General features: G+C 65.8%; 19 protein-coding genes and 1 pseudogene. 14 read left to right on the forward strand and 6 right to left on the reverse strand.

Annotation, left to right across the window (positions count from 1 at the left end):
• The first annotated feature begins 70 nt into the window (after positions 1–70).
• The 6 genes from G6N44_RS15665 to G6N44_RS15690 all read left to right on the forward strand — a co-directional run bounded on the left by G6N44_RS15665 (position 71) and on the right by G6N44_RS15690 (position 5,307).
• The gene (locus G6N44_RS15665) at positions 71–1,288 is read left to right on the forward strand and encodes a sensor histidine kinase (RefSeq protein WP_163665471.1); all 1,218 of its coding nucleotides are present in this window, start codon (positions 71–73) and stop codon (positions 1,286–1,288) included.
• Positions 1,285–1,947, forward strand: a complete 663-nt coding sequence (locus G6N44_RS15670; protein WP_163665473.1) for a response regulator transcription factor — start codon at positions 1,285–1,287, stop codon at positions 1,945–1,947. Before G6N44_RS15665 ends, G6N44_RS15670 begins: the two co-directional genes overlap by 4 nt.
• Positions 1,948–1,961: 14 nt before the next feature.
• Positions 1,962–3,458 carry a bifunctional aminoglycoside phosphotransferase/ATP-binding protein gene (locus tag G6N44_RS15675; protein ID WP_163665475.1) on the forward strand — a complete coding sequence of 499 codons (1,497 nt, stop codon included), beginning with the start codon at positions 1,962–1,964 and terminating at the stop codon, positions 3,456–3,458.
• 160 nt (positions 3,459–3,618) lie between these two features.
• Complete coding sequence (gene crp, locus G6N44_RS15680; protein ID WP_163665477.1) at positions 3,619–4,293, forward strand: cAMP-activated global transcriptional regulator CRP; 675 nt, start codon at positions 3,619–3,621, stop codon at positions 4,291–4,293.
• Between the two features lie 55 nt (positions 4,294–4,348).
• Positions 4,349–4,864 carry a MarR family winged helix-turn-helix transcriptional regulator gene (locus G6N44_RS15685; protein WP_163665479.1) on the forward strand — a complete coding sequence of 172 codons (516 nt, stop codon included), beginning with the start codon at positions 4,349–4,351 and terminating at the stop codon, positions 4,862–4,864.
• A gap of 14 nt (positions 4,865–4,878) precedes the next feature.
• The gene (locus G6N44_RS15690; RefSeq protein WP_163665481.1) at positions 4,879–5,307 is read left to right on the forward strand and encodes a DUF5313 domain-containing protein; all 429 of its coding nucleotides are present in this window, start codon (positions 4,879–4,881) and stop codon (positions 5,305–5,307) included.
• A gap of 15 nt (positions 5,308–5,322) precedes the next feature.
• Here G6N44_RS15690 and abc-f read toward each other — a convergent pair whose 3' ends face one another.
• The gene (gene abc-f / locus G6N44_RS15695) at positions 5,323–6,981 is read right to left on the reverse strand and encodes a ribosomal protection-like ABC-F family protein (protein ID WP_163665483.1); all 1,659 of its coding nucleotides are present in this window, start codon (positions 6,979–6,981) and stop codon (positions 5,323–5,325) included.
• A gap of 54 nt (positions 6,982–7,035) precedes the next feature.
• Here abc-f and G6N44_RS15700 point away from each other — a divergent pair, with 54 nt between their 5' ends.
• From G6N44_RS15700 to G6N44_RS15710, 3 genes are all read left to right on the forward strand, one after another.
• On the forward strand, positions 7,036–8,553 hold the full coding sequence (locus G6N44_RS15700) for a serine hydrolase domain-containing protein (RefSeq protein ID WP_235683093.1): 1,518 nt from the start codon (positions 7,036–7,038) through the stop codon (positions 8,551–8,553).
• A gap of 65 nt (positions 8,554–8,618) precedes the next feature.
• On the forward strand, positions 8,619–9,203 hold the full coding sequence (locus G6N44_RS15705) for a hypothetical protein (protein WP_163665485.1): 585 nt from the start codon (positions 8,619–8,621) through the stop codon (positions 9,201–9,203).
• Entirely contained in the window at positions 9,200–9,844 is a 645-nt protein-coding gene (locus G6N44_RS15710) for an RES family NAD+ phosphorylase (protein WP_163665487.1), read from the forward strand. The genes G6N44_RS15705 and G6N44_RS15710 overlap by 4 nt, the downstream gene beginning before the upstream one ends.
• Before the next feature lie 22 nt (positions 9,845–9,866).
• Here G6N44_RS15710 and G6N44_RS15715 read toward each other — a convergent pair whose 3' ends face one another.
• Both G6N44_RS15715 and G6N44_RS15720 read right to left on the reverse strand, forming a co-directional pair.
• The gene (locus G6N44_RS15715; RefSeq protein WP_163670011.1) at positions 9,867–10,910 is read right to left on the reverse strand and encodes a coiled-coil domain-containing protein; all 1,044 of its coding nucleotides are present in this window, start codon (positions 10,908–10,910) and stop codon (positions 9,867–9,869) included.
• 99 nt (positions 10,911–11,009) lie between these two features.
• Positions 11,010–11,384, reverse strand: a complete 375-nt coding sequence (locus G6N44_RS15720; RefSeq protein WP_179964391.1) for a DUF2834 domain-containing protein — start codon at positions 11,382–11,384, stop codon at positions 11,010–11,012.
• Between the two features lie 105 nt (positions 11,385–11,489).
• Between G6N44_RS15720 and G6N44_RS15725 the strand changes: the two genes are divergently transcribed.
• The gene (locus tag G6N44_RS15725; protein ID WP_163665488.1) at positions 11,490–12,095 is read left to right on the forward strand and encodes a TetR/AcrR family transcriptional regulator; all 606 of its coding nucleotides are present in this window, start codon (positions 11,490–11,492) and stop codon (positions 12,093–12,095) included.
• Between the two features lie 26 nt (positions 12,096–12,121).
• The gene (locus G6N44_RS15730) at positions 12,122–13,333 is read left to right on the forward strand and encodes an acyl-CoA dehydrogenase family protein (protein ID WP_163665490.1); all 1,212 of its coding nucleotides are present in this window, start codon (positions 12,122–12,124) and stop codon (positions 13,331–13,333) included.
• Positions 13,334–13,343: 10 nt separating this feature from the next.
• On the opposite strand, the gene G6N44_RS15735 is transcribed toward G6N44_RS15730, so the two are convergent.
• Positions 13,344–13,610, reverse strand: coding sequence for a YdeI/OmpD-associated family protein (locus G6N44_RS15735; protein ID WP_163665492.1), 267 nt, complete (start codon positions 13,608–13,610; stop codon positions 13,344–13,346).
• Between the two features lie 198 nt (positions 13,611–13,808).
• Here G6N44_RS15735 and G6N44_RS15740 point away from each other — a divergent pair, with 198 nt between their 5' ends.
• Together G6N44_RS15740 and G6N44_RS15745 are read left to right on the forward strand one after the other, a co-directional pair.
• Positions 13,809–14,477 carry an SDR family oxidoreductase gene (locus G6N44_RS15740; protein ID WP_163665494.1) on the forward strand — a complete coding sequence of 223 codons (669 nt, stop codon included), beginning with the start codon at positions 13,809–13,811 and terminating at the stop codon, positions 14,475–14,477.
• Positions 14,478–14,626: 149 nt separating this feature from the next.
• Positions 14,627–15,175 carry a VOC family protein gene (locus G6N44_RS15745; protein WP_163665496.1) on the forward strand — a complete coding sequence of 183 codons (549 nt, stop codon included), beginning with the start codon at positions 14,627–14,629 and terminating at the stop codon, positions 15,173–15,175.
• A gap of 84 nt (positions 15,176–15,259) precedes the next feature.
• Here the strand turns inward: G6N44_RS15745 and G6N44_RS15750 are convergent.
• A pseudogene (locus G6N44_RS15750) lies at positions 15,260–15,461 on the reverse strand ((2Fe-2S)-binding protein); the annotation flags it as partial.
• 645 nt (positions 15,462–16,106) lie between these two features.
• Here G6N44_RS15750 and thiD point away from each other — a divergent pair.
• A complete protein-coding gene (thiD, locus tag G6N44_RS15760) occupies positions 16,107–16,904 on the forward strand; it encodes a bifunctional hydroxymethylpyrimidine kinase/phosphomethylpyrimidine kinase (RefSeq protein ID WP_163665498.1) in 798 nt (265 codons plus the stop codon).
• A gap of 36 nt (positions 16,905–16,940) precedes the next feature.
• Here thiD and G6N44_RS15765 read toward each other — a convergent pair whose 3' ends face one another.
• On the reverse strand, positions 16,941–17,423 hold the full coding sequence (locus tag G6N44_RS15765; protein ID WP_163665500.1) for a VOC family protein: 483 nt from the start codon (positions 17,421–17,423) through the stop codon (positions 16,941–16,943).
• Positions 17,424–17,485 lie beyond the last annotated feature (62 nt).

The following is a 17,485-nucleotide window of genomic DNA, read 5'->3' on the forward strand; positions in this document are numbered from 1 at the left end:
AGAGTCCGCCCCCGGAAAATCCGACTGTAGTAGGAGGCGCAGCAGCACGTTCACCTTCTACGATCAGCGCATGCTCGGGAGCATCGCATGCGCCTTACGTGCCCACGCACGCCGGCGGGGATATGCCCTCCCGGTCGGCTACAACTGGGCCATCGTGTTGGCGTTCGACACCACCGTGATGGGTGCCGGTGTGGTGGCGATGTTGCAGCGCCCCATGGCCGACCATCCGGCAGGCCTGCTCGCAGTCGTCGTCTGTGTCGCTCCGTTCGCGTTGTTCTACCTGTCCGGTGTCGATTTCAAGGCTCCGATCGTCTGGGCAACCTGGACCACCTCGACCGCGATCCTGCTGTTCGCGACGGCGACACCGGTCGCCAATGACTTCGCTCCGCTGATCGCGGTGCTGATGGTCGGCGAGGTCGCCTCACTGTCCGGGATGTGGGCCGGGTTCCTCGCGTCGCTGACCGCGGCCACCCTGCTGCTGACCGCTGCGGCCCAGCACCGTCTCGATGCGCTACCGCTGTATCTGGGAATCCTCGGCATGGGTTGGCTGGTGGGCTATCTCGTGCACACCCAGCAGCAGCTCATGCGCGAGCAACAGGAGTCACAAGCCGCGCAGGCCCGTCACGCCGCGGCCGATGAGCGGCGACGTATCGCCCGCGAGGTCCACGACGTCATCGCGCATTCGCTGAGCGTGACCCTGCTGCACGTGACCGGGGCGCGCCGCGGGTTACAGCAGGACCGCGACGTCGACGATGCGGTCGAGGCATTGGAGCAGGCCGAACGCCTGGGCCGCCAGGCCATGGCCGACATCCGACGCACGGTCGGACTTCTCGACGGCGCCCCGATGGGCATGGCACCCGAACCCGGGGTCGACGACATCTGTTTCCTGATCGACGATTTCGTGCGTGCCGGGCTCGACGTGAATTTCGATGCCACCGGCCGCACCGATGTGGTCTCCGCCGCGGTGGGCTTGGCGTTGTACCGCATCGCCCAGGAGTCACTGGCCAATATCGCCAAGCACGCACCTGATGCGGAATCGACGGTGCTACTGAGGATTTCCCGAACCTCGGCCACGTTGACGGTTACCAACCGACTCCCGGTCCCCACCGTTGCCGTCAAGAACCGCCGCGATGTGGAGGGCCGCGGTACGCGCGGAATGCGCCAACGCGTCGAACTGCTCGGCGGAATCATCAGCGTCGGACCCGCCGACGACGGATGGTCGGTGCGCACGAACATTCCGTTGGACGACACAGACCGGGCGCCCCACTGGTGCCCTGTGGTGTCATGACCGATCCCGTGGGCGAGGTCGCGGTTCTCCTGGTCGATGACCAGGAACTGGTGCGCTCCGGGCTGCGGCGCATTCTGCGGCGCAAGGACGGTTTCACGATCATCGCCGAATGCGCCGATGGCGATGAGGTGCCCGATGCCATCGGCCGGTACCGCCCGGACGTGGTGGTGATGGATCTGCGGATGAAACGCGTTGACGGGATCGAGGCCACCCGGCAGGTGACCGCCGTCGACGGACCTCCGGTACTGGCGTTGACCACCTTCAACGACGACGAGTTGCTCTCGGGCGCGCTGCGCGCCGGGGCCAGCGGATTCGTACTCAAGGACTCGTCCGCCGAGGAACTGATCCGAGCGGTACGAGCGGTGGCACAGGGCGACAGCTATCTCGACCCGGCGGTGACCTCACGGGTGCTCACCACGTACCGCAAGTCCGCTGAACCGCGTCGCACCGCCGCCGTCGGCGATCTCACGGCTCGAGAACTCGACGTGCTGGCACTGATCGCCAAGGGGCATTCCAACGCCGAGATCGCCGATGAACTCAGCATCTCCGGGCTCACCGTCAAGAGCCACATCGGCCACATCTTCATCAAGCTCGACCTGCGTGACCGCGCCGCCGCGATCATCCACGCGTACGACACCGGGCTGGTCTCTCCGCAGTAATAGAGTCAGGAGCTATGGGCACATCAGCTAGGCCGACCACGTCGCAGACCGCTGAGTCCGCGGCAGGCGGGGCCGCGGCGGAAATCCACGAAACACACACCGGGATCGTCGCGCTGGTGGGAGACAGGGCCTACAAAGTCAAGAAACCCGTCGTCACAGACTTTCTCGATTTCAGCTCGGTCGAGCGACGTGAACAGGTGTGCGCTCGTGAGGTTGAGTTGAACCAGCGACTGGCTCCCGACAGTTACCTCGGGGTCGCCCATTTCTCCGGTCCGCAGGGCGGTCAGCCCGAGCCGGTGATCGTGATGCGCAGATACCCCGATTCACGCCGACTGACCTCGATCGTCGTCAGTGGCGAACCCGTGGTCGAGCATCTGTCGGCGATCGCCGAAGCGATCGCTGAGTTTCACGCCGGTGCCGAACGGTCGGAGGACATCGACCGCGCAGCGGCGGTGCCTGCGATCGCCGGCCGTTGGCGTGACAATCTCACCGAGTTGCAGCGGTACGCGGGAACCGTGGTTCCCGCGGATTCGCTGGCCGAAGTCGATCGACTGGTCGAACAGTTCATCAAAGGTCGTGCCGCACTGTTCGGCGACCGCATCGCCCACCGGCGCATCGTCGACGGCCACGGCGACTTGCTGACCGGAGACATGTTCTGCATGCCGGACGGTCCGGCCATCCTCGACTGTCTCGAGTTCGACGACGACCTGCGCCATGTCGACTGCAGCGACGACGCCGCCTTCCTGGCGATGGACCTGGAGTTCCTCGGCCGCCGAGACCTGGCGGATTACTTCATCGCCGAGTATCAGCGAGCCTCCGGGGACACCCCACCGACCGCGTTGGTGGACTTCTATATCGCCTACCGTGCCGTGGTCCGTGCCAAGGTGGACTGCATCCGGGTTCATCAGGGCACATCGAGCGCCGCCGACGATGCACGGCGTCATCTCGACATCGCCCTCGATCATCTCCGCCGAGGCACCGTGCGGCTGGTCATCGTCGGCGGTGGTCCCGGAACGGGAAAGACCACCCTCGCGCACGCGCTCGCCGAGCAAGTCTCGGCGCGGGTCGTATCCACTGACGATGTGCGCCGCGAGTTGCAGGCGCGCGGCGTTCTCGACGGCGCAGCCGGGACCTTGAACGAGGGCCTGTACAGCAACGACAACGTGGCTACCGTCTATGACGCCGTGCTTGAGCGGGCCCGGGAAACATTGGCCATGGGGCAGTCGGTGATCCTCGACGGCACCTGGCGCAGCCCGGACCTTCGGCGGCGAGCGCGCGACATCGCATCGGAACTGGCCTGTCCGACAGTGGAATTGGCGTGCACCGTGCCTCTCGACGAAGCCAAGCAGCGCATTGTCCAGCGCCAGGTCACCAACTCAGATGCCACCCCACAGATCGCAGAAGGTCTGGCGACCGCCGCCGATTGGTCTGATGCCCACCTCATCAACACGCGCCGCCCGCTTGCCGACTCCGTGGCCGAGGCCCAACGAATCTGTTGCTCGGCAATCTGACCTCAACGGTGGACACCATTACGAAGTAAGGTCCCGGTGTAAACCCGGCACCCCGACCGGCCTACCGCCCTTGTAAAGTAAAACCGCGGCCTCTCTTTCGGCTGCTACCTGCACAAACGTTCCGGGCAGCGAGGTTCGGCACATCCATCAAGGGGGAAATATGAATGAAGTGCTGGCCCGCGCCGGCATCTTCCAGGGTGTGTCGCCAGACGCCGTGGCAGCGCTGGTCCGGCAATTGGAGCCGGTGACCTTCCGTCGCGGGGAGGTCGTGTTCAGCGAGGGAGAGCCCGGCGAGACGCTGTACATCATCACCGCGGGCAAAGTGAAGATCGGCCGGAAATCAATGGACGGGCGCGACAGCCTGATCACGCTGATGGGCCCGTCGGACATGTTCGGCGAGCTCGCCATCTTCGACCCGGGTCCGCGGACCTCGTCGGTGACCACGCTGACCGAGGTGAAGGCGGTCGTGATGAGCCGCAGTGTGCTGCGGAGCTGGATCGCCGATCGGCCCGAGATCGCCGAGCAACTGCTGCGGGTGCTGGCCCGTCGGTTGCGCCGCACCAACGACAACCTGTCCGACCTGATCTTCACCGACGTGCCGGGCCGGGTGGCCAAGCAATTGCTGTACCTGGCCCAACGGTTCGGCAGCCGCGACGGCAATGCACTGCGCGTCGACCACGAGCTGACCCAGGAAGAGATCGCCCAACTCGTGGGCTCATCTCGAGAGACGGTCAACAAGGCGCTGTCGGACTTCGCGCAACGCGGCTGGATCCGGGTGCAGGGCCGAAGCATCCTGATCGACAATGCCGAGCGGCTGGCCAAACGCGCGCACTGAGCGTGTGATCATCGAGACATTGTTAGCGCCCTAACTGTTAGGGTACTTTCTAGGCATGACCGCGGTCTCCGATGCGCCTGCTGCATCCTCCGGTGGGCTCGGCGCCGATCCCCTGGCTCTCGAACGACAGGTCTGTTTCGCGCTGGCCGTCAGCAACCGCGCCGTGCTCGCCGTGTACCGGCCGTTGCTCGAGCCGCTGGGCCTGACCCATCCCCAGTACCTGGTGATGCTGGCGTTGTGGGATCACCGGCGCTCCACCTCGGGCGGCATTCCCCCGTTGTCGGTCAAGGAGATCGCCTCCGCCCTGCAACTCGATTCGGCGACCCTCTCGCCCATGCTCAAGCGGCTGGAAGCACTCGGCCTGCTGACCCGCAGCCGTCGGGCCGGCGATGAACGCGCGACCGATGTCGAGCTCACCGACGCCGGGATCGCCCTGCGTGAGCGGGCCCTGGCCATCCCTCCCGCGGTGGTGGAACGCCTGGGTGTCGGCCTCGCCGAACTCGACGAACTGCACCGGGTACTCACCCGAATCAACTCAGCTGCGCTAGCGGCCAATTCACTCACCGATTGACACCAGGAGCCCTCATGGCCGGCCAGAAAACCAAAGACCGCCCCAACTTCTTCCAGTACATCGCCTACTGCTACGGCATGCGACTGCCCGATTCCATGCGCGATTGGGTGGCCCATGACCTGGCCGACCATGGCGCCGTGCGCCGGCATCTGATCCGGATGGCGATCCCGCCGCTGTTCGTGCTGGGGCCGCTCTGGCTGCTGCCCGCCTCGTTGTACGTGCACATCGAGATGACCGTGCCGATCTACATCTGGGCCATCTTGATGGCGCTCGCGCTCAACAAGATCTGGCGCCGGCACCGGCTGGCCCAGCACGGGCTCGATCCCAACCTGGTGGACGAGATCCAGTACAAGAAGGACCTGAAGAAGCACGAGGACTACGCCCGCCGGTTCGGCCCTCGCCCGGAATCCGCCAGATACCAGTCCAACAGCAGTCCGTTCTAGGTGCGGACGCCGACGCTACAACTCGGCGACGCGCCCGTCCTCGACCAGCCACCGTCGGTCCAGCCGCACGTTCTGCAGCATGCGGCGGTCATGCGTCACCAGTAACAACGCACCGTCATACGCCTCAAGCGCCTGCTCAAGTTGCTCGATGGCAGGCAGGTCCAGATGGTTCGTCGGCTCGTCGAGAACCAGCACATTGGTACCGCAGGCCTGCAACAACGCCAGTCCGGCGCGGGTTCTCTCCCCCGGTGACAGTTCGTCAACCGGGCGTTCCACGTGATCGGCCCGCAGCCCGAACTTCGCCAGCAGGGTTCGCACATCGGCCGTCGACCAGTCCGGCAGGTGCTGCTCGAACCGGTCGACGAGTCGCGCGGTGCCGGTGAATTCGGCACGGGCCTGGTCGATCTCGCCGATCGCGACACTCGCGCCCAGGCTCGCGCGCCCCTCGTCGGGCTGCCGGCGCCCCAGCAGTAACCGCAGCAATGTCGACTTTCCGGCCCCGTTGGCGCCGGTGATACCGATCCGCTCGCCGGCATCAACCTGTAACGACACCGGGCCGAGCACGAAATCACCCTGCCGCACAACGGCATTGTCGAGGGTCGCGACGACCGCACTCGACCGTGGTGCGGCACCGATGGTGAACTGCAGGGTCCATTCCTTCCGGGGTTCCTCGACCTCATCGAGGCGGGCGATCCGGCTCTCCATCTGACGCACCTTCTGCGCCTGCTTCTCGCTGGACTCGGTGGCGGCACGCCGGCGGATCTTGTCGTTGTCCGGCGACTTGCGCATGGCGTTGCGGGTGCCCTGGCTCGACCACTCGCGCTGGGTACGGGCGCGGGCGACCAGGTCGGCCTTCTTCTCGGCGAACTCCTCGTACTGTTCGCGCCGGTGCCGGCGACCGACCTCGCGCTCCTCCAGATAGCTTTCGTACCCACCGCCGAAAACGGTGGTGGTGTTCTGCGCCAGATCCAGCTCGAGCACGCGAGTCACGCTGCGGGCGAGGAACTCCCGATCGTGGCTCACCAGCACCACACCTCCGCGAAGCTCCCTGACGAACTGCTCCAGCCGGGCGAGCCCGTCGAGGTCCAGATCGTTGGTCGGTTCATCGAGGAGCACGATGTCGAACCGCGACAACAGCAGTGCCGCCAACCCCACCCGCGCCGCCTGCCCACCTGACAACGCGGTCATCGGCGTCGAGTCCGGTCGCACCGCATCGGTGTCGAGTCCGAGATCGGCCAACACTGCCGGCAGCCGTTCGTCGAGATCGGCCGCGCCGGTGGCGAGCCAGTGATCCAGCGCAGCAGAGTAGGCGGCCGCCGGATCCTCCTCCCCCGGACTCGGGTCTGCCAGTGCCGCGGCCGCGGCATCCATCGCCTGCGTGGCCTCGGTGCATCCGGTACGACGCGCGATGTAGGCCGCGACAGACTCCCCCGGTACGCGCTCGTGTTCCTGCGGCAGCCATCCGACGAACGCGTCGGCCGGCGCCACGCTGACCATGCCGTCGAGCGGCACGAGATCGCCCGCCAGGATCCGCAGCAATGTGCTCTTGCCAGCGCCGTTGACGCCGACGACCCCGATGACATCACCGGGTGCCACGGTCAGATCGACCCCCTCGAACAGGGTGCGATGGGCGAATCCGCCGGCCACATTCTTCGCGACAAGCGTTGCAGTCATGGCTCTATCGTCGCATCACCGTCGCCACGGTCGGCTACCGTCGATCCGGTGACCATGTCACAGACGCGTCGTTGCCGGCTCTGCGCCATCGGAACCGTCATGTTCACGATCGTCGCGGTCACATCGTGCGGGCCGCCGGCCACCCCACCGGTCGCAAGCTCCACGTCGACGACGACGGCGCCGTCAGCTGCCGTCCCGACTTCCACTCCTGCCGCCGTCGTTCCGACAGGTGATTTCACCTCGGTCGTCCAGCTCGTCAACGACGCGATCGCAGCACCTCGCCTGCCCGGTGCGGTGGTCCAGGTCGGGCACGCCGGCAATATCGTGTTCCGCCAGGCCTTCGGTGTGCGCAAGCTCGACGGCGAACCGGGACTGGACGGGGCGCCCGCGCCTGCCGAACCGATGACCGAGGACACGATCTTCGACCTGGCCTCGCTGTCGAAAAGCCTCACGACGGCGGTCGCCATCCTGCAGCTCTATGAACAGGGCCTGGTCCAGATCGACGAACCCGTGCAGACCTACCTGCCCGAGTTCAACCCCGCCAACGACCCGCGCCGTGCGCGGGTGACGGTGCGCATGTTGCTCACCCACACCTCGGGGATCGCCGGCGACCTGAGCCTGGACGGGCCGTGGGGACTGGACAGGCCCGACAAGGCCGAAGGCATCCACCGGGCGCTCGGGGCGTGGGTCGTGTTCGAGCCCGGAGAACGCTTTCACTACTCCGACATCGGCTTCATCCTCCTCGGTGCGCTGCTCGAGAAGCTCACCGGCGAAGCGGAGGACAGCTACATTCAGCAGCACGTGTTCACACCGCTCGGGATGAGCGATACCCGCTACCTGCCGGTGACCAAAGCATGTGGCCCACACCAGATCCGGGGAAATGTGGTGGCCTTCGATCCGAACGCACCCGACGTTGCCGACTGTCCGCCGGGCACGTGGAACATCGATCTCCTGGCGCGCATCGCACCCACCGCGCTCGACGAGGACACCCCGGGCCTCAATCCGGACTTCGGTCACCCGCTGCGCGGTACCGTGCACGATCCGACGGCCCGCCGGATGGGCGGTGTCGCCGGCAGTGCCGGGGTGTTCTCGACCGTGAACGATGTCGGCCGGTTCGCGCAGGGGCTCCTCGACCGTCTCGCCGGCCGCCCGAGTGCGTTTCCACTGAAGCAGTCGACCCTGGCGTTGATGACAACTCCGCAGCAGCCCGGGCACAGCCCGGCACAGGTCGAGGCCGCCAACAACGCGACCCGAGCCGCCATCGAAACATCCCCCAACACAACGCATCCCCTGCTCGCACCGAACTATCCCGCCATCGCCGGACAAGACCTCCGCGGCTTCGGCTGGGACATCGATACCGACCAGTCCCGGCCCAGGGGCCTGGTGTTTCCGGTCGGCAGCTTCGGCCACACCGGTTTCACGGGGGTGACGCTGTGGATGGACCGGGGGTCAGACACCTATGTCGTCGTGCTCGGGAACGTGATCCATCAGCGCGGCGCCCCTCCCATTGCGGGGTTGAGTGGTGAAGTCGCCACCCTGACCGGCCGGGCCTTGCACTTGTACGGGAGCTGACGCACCTCGACGCCATCCATTAACGAAGATAGAATGACGTTAACTTCCGTTAGGGGGATCGTCCCATGGGGGCAAACACCGAGCTGGAACAGCTACTTCAGGACCGTTTCGATATCACGACCTCTGACTTTGTCGCCGCATTGAGAAGCCTCCCCGCGCTGCGACCGTGGACTGCGTCGCTCAACGACGAGGAAGCGCAACTGCTCGATCATGCCGATTTCACCGAGGACCTCTCCGCGGTGCTGACGACCGGCACGGAGATCGCGGGCCACGTGGCGCATCTCGCTGTCACCGCATTCACGGCCGACGAGGTCGCCACCGGACTGGGGATCAGCTCCTCCCGAGTGCGGCAGAAGCGGCTTGCAAGCGAACTATGGGCCATTCCGGACGGGCAGACCTGGCTCTTTCCAGTGCTGCAGTTCGAGACCGACGACCACGGTGGGCCGACCCGGCAGATCCGGGGCCTCGATCAGGTGTTCAAGGCTCTGCCCACCGATCTCCATCCTGTCGCTGTGGCTGGCTTCCTACGCACCCCGCAACCGGCGCTGTTTCATGACCGACCGCTGACTCCGGTGGAGTGGTTACGCGCTGGTGGTGACGTCGCCCAGGCGGCAACCGCTGCCGCCGACACCGACTGGTACACCGCGTGACTGCTCGTCTTCCTGGGCCGCCGACGGCAGCGAAGCTGCGTGACCTCGGCATCCGAGATGACGAGTACCGAACTGTCACGACGGATGAGTTGTGGTGGCGCGTACACCGCACGACCGGGAGTCACGTGCTGCCCTGGAACGGGTTTCGCGCGCACGGTCCGCACTTGCGGTTCGACCCCCATACCCCGCCTGCCCGGAATCAGCCCGGGACCGGTGTCTGGTACGGGGCTTCGGGGCCGACGCCGGCATTGGCAGAAGCGTTCCAGGTCGGCCGCACCATCGATCGCTGGCGGGGTGCCCCTTATCTGACCGGGTTACGGTTCACCCGCGACATGCGACTGCTCGACCTGGCCACGGACAGCACCGCCTCGTGGCCGACCCGGGCTGGAGGAACGTTCGCGATATCGACTGCACCACACTCGATCACGCAACGGTGGGCCCGGCGGATCACTGAAGCCTTCCCCGACCTGGATGGGCTGCGCTACAACAGTCGGTTCGCCGGCGAACCCTGCATTGCCCTGTTCCTGCCCGCCGCCTCGGCGATGCCGACACGGCCGGCACTCTCACTTCCGCTATCCCATCCCGGACTTGCACTTCGGATCGCCGGGGCTGCACAGCGTCTCGGCTACCTGGTCATCTGAACCGGGCAAGGTGGCTCTGTACTCAGCGACGGGTCGTCGTGACGTGCACGTGGTCGTAGTGGCCATAACCGGACGATTGCGGACCGGACGGCGTGTAGTAGGTGCCACGCCAGATCACGTCCTGTAATCCGAATCGGGCGGCATTGCTCATCGCGAACGAAAGAATCTCGTTTCCGAGCGCGATGCCCTCGGGACTGTCGGGATTGGGAATCATGATGTCGATCGCCAGACCGCTGGGATGCCATGGCTTCGAGTCCGGCCGGACCCCACCGATGTGGGCGATCTGGGGAAACTGAGCGCTGACGGCCCGGGCAGCCACGATGGTGTTGGGCTGCAGTCCGGCCTCGGAGGCGACCCCGACGGGCAACGCCTCCGGGATGTCCGCACCCGGAGCGGCGAGGGACGGATCGGCGGGCATCACCGCCGCCGCGTTGTCCACCACCGCCTGCTGTTGCGGTGTCAATGCCCCGTACTGCGCCTCCGCGTCGGCGATCTGACGCATCAGTTCACCCCACTTGGCCATCAGGTCTGCGCGCACCGCGGACGCCTGCTCGGCCGCGGCGCGGGCATCCGCCGCCGATTTCTCTGATGCGCCGGCGGCTTCGACCGCGCGCGCACGTGCTGACCGATAGGCCTCCATCTTGTCGGCTGCGCCGTCGACGACCGCCCGCTGCACTGTCAGCTGATCGATCAGCTGCTGCGGGGAGTCTGCGGTCAGCACAGAGGCCACCTGACCGGCGCCTCCTCCATTCATATAAGTCATCGCCGCCACCCGGTCGACTGCCGCCTGAAAGGGCTGAAGCTGGGTGTTCGCGAGGTCGAGGGCCTCCAGGTCGCCACGATGACGGTCTGCGGCCGCTGCCTCTTCGGCCTGCCGGGCATCGGCATCGCGTTGGGCAGCGGTGACGGCTTCGCGACTCTCAATCGCCTGACGGGACAATTCGTTGAGCTTGGCCAGCCCGTCAGCCGCAGGGTCTGCCTTCACGTCACCCATCGACGTCAGCACCAGGACCGCGGCCACCGCACCGCACGCCGTGCGCCGAAGCAATTGGCGCAGCCCGGTCATTCGGATTGTCACGATCCTTCGCTTGCAAGGACCGATCTTGGCCCGGCGGTCTATCCCTCGGACAGGCTACGAACTGGCCTGGAGGATGTCTACCCGTACTTACCCGAGATTGTCGGCGGCCGCGCCGCCTCGCCGCTGCGCCAGCACCAGTTGCCGCCGGATCAGAAACAGCGGGAATGCCACGCTCACGGCGACGAGCGCACTGAGCACGATGTAGATCCACACCTTCGGGATGCCGATCCGCCGCGCCTCGACCACCATGAACACGAACGCCGCCAGCCCGAACAGCAGCAGGTCGTTGGTGAGTGAGGACGACGCGTAGTTGGTGTAGCCACTCTGGAAGAAGTCGATCAGGCTCGTGCTTTCCGTGGTGACGTAGCGGATGTTGTTCCACCAGGTGCCGACCAGTGCCACCACGGCGATCACGGCGTAGACGCCGCACAGGATCTTGTCGTTTCGACTCAGCTCCGCCATTGTCACGCCTCCCCGTCACACCGATCAATCCAGGTCAACGTAACTTTCCAGCGGTCTCCACGGGGCCATTTGTCCGACAATGAGGTGAGTGAGTACTCTCTCACCATGTCATCCGGACGTGACCGGCTCCTGGCCACGGCGCTGCAGCTGTTCGCCGCCAAGGGGTACGCCGCGACGTCGGTGGCTCACATCCAGCAGGCCGCCGGTCTGGCACCGGGGTCGGGGGCGCTCTACAAGCACTTCGGCTCCAAGCGGGAGCTACTCGAGGCCGCGGTCGCGCACCGCATCGACGCGATCGTGACCGCGCGTGAGCAGTACGACGCCGGCCACCCGAGGACCGTCGAAGAGGCGGTGCGCAGTGCCGGGCAACTGATCTGGGCCAACCTGACCCAGAGCGAGGAACTGCTGCGGGTCATGCTGCGGGAACCCGATGAACTCGGTGAGCTCGACGAGAAGACGTGGCAGGTCATCACCGACAACGCCTATCAACGATTCGCCGATGAACTGGCTGCCTCCAATCGCAGCGGCCGCTTCCAGATTCCCGACCCCGAGGCCACCGCAGCCGTCGCAATCTCCGCACTGTCCTACGCCGCGACGCTGCAGGCGCTGACGAAGCGCTCGCCTGGCAATGTCGACAACGACCGCTTCTTCGAGGCCTGGGTCACCCAGACCGTCAGCGTGATCGAACAACACCGCTCGCAAAACAACTGACCGCCAACATATTTCAGGAGCAAACTGTGACATTCTCCATGCAACTGAGCGACGACGTGATCGAGGTCCGCGACTGGGTGCACCAGTTCGCCGCCGAGGTGGTGCGTCCGGCAGCCGCGGAGTGGGATGAGCGCGAGGAGACCCCGTGGCCCGTCATCCAGGAGGCCGCCAAGGTCGGGCTGTATTCCCCTGAACTGTTCGCCCAGCAAGCTGCCGAGTCCAGCGGACTCGGCATGCTGACCGTGTTCGAGGAACTGTTCTGGGGCGACGCCGGCATCGCCCTGTCGATCCTGGGTACCGGGCTGGCCGCAGCGGCGTTGGCGGGCAACGGAACTCCCGAACAGCTGGGCCGATGGCTTCCCGAGATGTTCGGCACCGCCGACGCGCCCCACCTGGGTGCGTTCTGTTCCTCCGAGCCCGACGCCGGATCCGACGTCGGCGCCATCCGCACCCGTGCCCGCTTCGACGAGGCAACCTGCGAGTGGGTGCTCAACGGCACCAAGACCTGGGCCACCAACGGCGGTATCGCCAACGTCCACATCGTCGTCGCCTCGGTCTACCCCGAACTCGGCTCCCGCGGACAGGCCACGTTCATCATCCCGCCGGACACCCACGGCTTCACCCAGGGCCAGAAGTTCAAGAAGCACGGCATCCGCGCCTCGCACACCGCCGAGGTGGTGCTCGACAACGTCCGCCTGCCCGAGGATCTGATCCTGGGCGGTCGGGAGAAGTTCGAGGACCGCATCGCCCGGGTGAAGTCCGGCGCCTCGGCCGGCGGCCAGGCGGCGATGAAGACCTTCGAGCGCACCCGGCCCACCGTCGGCGCGATGGCGGTCGGCGTGGCCCGCGCAGCCTACGAGTACGCCCTCGACTATGCCTGCCAGCGTGAGCAATTCGGCCGCAAGATCGGCGAGTTCCAGGCCGTCGCATTCAAGCTCGCGGACATGAAGAGCCGTATCGACGCCGCCCGGTTGCTGGTGTGGCGGGCCGGGTGGATGGCCCGCAACAACCAGGCCTTCGACAACGCCGAGGGTTCCATGGCCAAGCTGGTGGCCAGTGAGACCGCGGTCTACGTGACCGATGAGGCCATCCAAATCCTCGGCGGCAACGGCTACACCCGCGACTACCCGGTCGAGCGGATGCACCGCGACGCGAAGATCTTCACGATCTTCGAGGGCACCAGCGAGATCCAGCGCCTGGTGATCTCCCGGGCGATCACCGGCCTTTCGATCCGGTAGGCCGCAGCGGTTACCTGCCGGTGCGTTCGCGGTGCTTGCACCCGGGCCAGCAGCATGGTCGCCGCTGCCCTTCCTCTAGCTCCTCCTGCGTGCGGCGGATCCGTCGCTCGCGCGTCACCTGCTGCTTGGCGTCCTCGACCCAGCAGATGAACTCGTTGCGCGCGAGCGGCGTGATGTCTCGCCACGCATCCAGTGCGGTGGCGTTTCCGATGAGGGCGTCGCGCAGGTCGGCCGGCAGCTTGTGCACGACGCCGCCGGGCACCCGTTGGCCAGTCACCGGACCAGGTTAAGCCTCACGGCTCAGCAACACAGTCGGGACACGACATTGCCCTTATCGTGACCTTAGAACAGCCTTATTTTTCTTAGAGTTCGTGTACGGTGGGTGCTTCAGGGGCGGTTGTGGGCACGGCCACACCGTGTTATCGCAGGTCAGAATTCGGACCGGCCGCCTCGCAGCGAGGGAGAGGACCCCGACATGCAGCCTGCAGCAGCCACCCGGATCGCTCTTGTCACCGGCGCATCGCGGGGTATCGGCGCCGACGTCGCACAGCAGCTCGCCGGTCCGAACACCCACGTCGTCGTCAACTACCGCGAGAAAGCCAAGCGCGCCAACACGGTCGTCGACGCCATCCGCCGCGCGGGCGGTCGTGCCTCCACGCTGGGTGCCGACATCTCCGACGAGGCCGCTGCCGCCGCCATGATCGAGCGGGTGGGCCGCGAGTTCGGCCGGCTCGACGTCCTGGTGCTCAATGCATCGACGGGGCTGGAGCTGGGAATCGATCCGGGCTACGCGATGCGGCTGAACCGCGATGCGCAGCGCCGGCTGGCCACGTTGGCACTGCCGCTGATGCCGGTGGGTGGTCAGATCGTGTTCGTCACCAGCCATCAGGCCCACTTCTTCCCCAACAAGGCCGTGCCGAAGGGATACGCGGCCACCGCCGCGAGCAAGCGCGCCGGGGAGACCGCACTCTATGCTATGCGTTCCGAATTCGACCGGCGGGGAATCGATTTCACCGTGGTGTCGGGCGAGGTGACGTCAGATCGCGAGTTGGCGACGACCATCGCCCGGGCCGCATCCGCGCCGTACCCGTCCGGGATCGTCTACGCCGGCGGGCATGACTTTCTCTGCCGGATGTCGGCCTGACGTATAGAGCCCGCTTCTGCGCGCTTTCTACTGCAGGGCTGCGCCGCCGCAGTGATCGCGACCCTGCGGTAGAAGTCGGCGCGCCATAGTCTTCACAACCATGCCCGCGCAGTACTACATTCGGTAGTAGTCGACTGCTAGGGGGCGCGATGCGCTGGCGCGGAGTGAGTCATGTCGAGTTCGCGGTATTGAACTACGACGAATCGATCGAGTTCTATGACGCTTTGTTCGGCTGGCTGGGGTACAGCAGTTTCTCCTCGCTGAACATGGAGTACCAGTCGATCTACTACATGACGCGATTCATCAACCCGCACAGCTACATCGGCATTCAGCCAGCACGCACCGGCGACAAGCTCACCCATACCGACCAGGCCGTCGGGATCAACCACATCGCGCTGTGGGCCCGAAACCGGGAGGAAGTGGACCGCTTTCATCGGGACTTCCTGATCGCGCGGGGTATCCCGGTCACCGACGAGCCCAAGGACTACCCCCAGTACGCGCCGGGTTACTACGCGCTGTTCTTCGATGACCCGATCAACGGAATCCACTGGGAACTGGCCTGGGTACCGAAAGTTCCCAGCCCGCACCAGTTGTGGTCGTTCTATCGGACAATCCGGACCTTCGGTAGGCAGCGCCCCGACCTGGCGAACACGGTGCCCGGCATCACCCTGCAGGCGCGGCGACCGCTGAAGAGGTGATAGCGCCGTGGACGCGCCGTTTCCTACCCCGGGGCTACTCGCGCGGAGTGATCGCGACCCTGCGGTAGAAAGCGGCGCGCAAAGCTAGGCCAACGCGACGCCCAACTCCTGGGCGAACACCTTGATCATGTGCTGAACCGCGATTTCGTTGCGGCCGATGATCATATGGTCGTGCTGGGCCGTGGCGGACGCCCTGACCGCACTGCGGGAGCAGGGCGAAGTCCTCGTCGCGCACCGCGGCGTGAACGCTTTCGTAAACCGCGTCATAGCCGGCCCGCATGTGTCGGCGCGCACGACCTACCCGTCGTCGCCGGCCCCATGGTTCGGATTGGTACAAATGGTGCCCTCACACGGCACATCTGAACCATCACCATTGGGGTTGGGCATCACTGCCCCGCCGTTCTCATCCGGGTTGTCACCAGCCCCATGGTTCGGATTGGTACAGATCGTGCCCTCACACGGCACCATCGACCCGTCACCGTTCGGGTTGGGCATCATCGGCGCAGTGGTTTGGCCAGGCCCGGACGGTGCCGGTGCAGTTTCCGGAGACTTGACCGGGCCATGGTGACCGGAAGTCGACTCGGCCGGGACGGTGCTGGTGGTCGGGGCTTTGTCAGTCGTCTCGCTACTGCAAGCGGCCGCGCTGCAGACCGCTATCGCTGCAAAGACCGTGACTGCACTCTGCACGAACTTCATGGGCCCGACGCTAACAGCAAAGGCAGTATCGCACTGGGGATTGCAACCGTCATCCACATTTACGCCAGCGCATATTCTCTGAATATGCCCGTGTCCCTGAACTATTCAGACACTAGATCGCTTCACGCACAATGCCGCAATATGTTTGGTTCGCCGCTTTCCTTGGCCCAGCCGCACATTCAGCTGCTTCTGACATTTGCCCGACAGAACACCTGCTGTCGGTAGTCTCATAGTCGTGGTCGACCTCTCGTACGTCATTGCCGGATCAGAAGCCACCGGCGGCGCCGGCCTGCAAGCTGACCTGCGCACTTTTCAAGAGTTCGGCACCTACGGCGTGGGCACGGTGACCTGCATCGTGTCGTTCGACCCCAAAGCGAACTGGGGCCACCGGTTCGTCCCCGTCGACCCTCAAGTCATCGCCGATCAGATCGAGGCGGCGACGTCGGCCTACGACCTCGATGTCGTCAAGATCGGCATGCTCGGCACGCCCGCAACCATCGACGTGGTCGCAGAGGCTCTCGCCCGCCAACCCTGGCGGCACATCGTCGTTGACCCCGTCCTGATCTGCAAAGGGCAGGAGCCAGGTGCTGCCCTAGACACCGACACTGCGCTGCGCCGCCAGATCCTGCCGCTGGCCACCGTCACCACGCCGAACCTGTTCGAGGCCCGCGCCCTCGCCGGGATGGACGACATCTCCTCGGTCGACGATCTCGTCGAAGCCGCCCGACGCATTGCCGCTCTCGGACCCGCCTACGTCCTGGTGAAGGGCGGTGTCGAGTTTCCCGGTGACGACGCAGTCGACGTCCTCTTCGACGGCAAGGACGCCGAGATCCTGCGTGCGCCGAAGGTCGGACAGGCCCGAGTCGCCGGCGCGGGATGCACGCTGGCAGCGGCCATCACCGCGGCGCTGGCCACGGGGACCGGCGTCCCGGAGGCGGTGCGCCTGGCCAAAGAGTTCACCACCGCGGGAATTGTGGATCGGATTAGCGGCAACGCACCCTTCGACACCGTCTGGCAGGGTGCGCGGCGGTGACCCGCACGCCGCTTCCGGCCACGCTGCGAGAGACAGCTACCTCTCTGCACTGATATCTGCACCCCGATGCATCTCATAGCTACTGCGGGCGCCTCCGGGAAACTCGACGAACTCCACCGCGGTGCCGTCGGGATCGTTGACGAAGAACATCCGAACCCGGTCGATGGGGAACGGCTCCTGGGCGGGCTGGAAGCCCGCATCGATCACGGCGCGGTAGGTGGCGTCGAGATCGGTGACCGACAACGCGATGTTCTGGTTGCCCACGATGCCGCGTTTCCCCGATCCGGGCGGGGTCGACGTACCGAAGCTGACCAGTTCGAGCGTGACTCCGCCCACCACTCCCCCGACAACACGGCCCTCGTGCTGGCGGGACGAGTGCACGGCCGCGTCGAACGGCTCACCGGAAATCAATTGGTCGAACACCACATCCATGCCCAGCAGGCCCCGGTAGAAGTCCAGGGCCCGATCCATGTCGGTCACGCCGACAACCAGATGGCAGAAACGTAGATCAGTCAGCATGGTTCCTCGACTTCCTCGTCAGCGCTCGATCATATGAGTTAGCGTGCCAAACCTGGCCCAAT

The organism is Mycolicibacterium alvei (assembly GCF_010727325.1).
Lineage (GTDB): Bacteria > Actinomycetota > Actinomycetes > Mycobacteriales > Mycobacteriaceae > Mycobacterium > Mycobacterium alvei.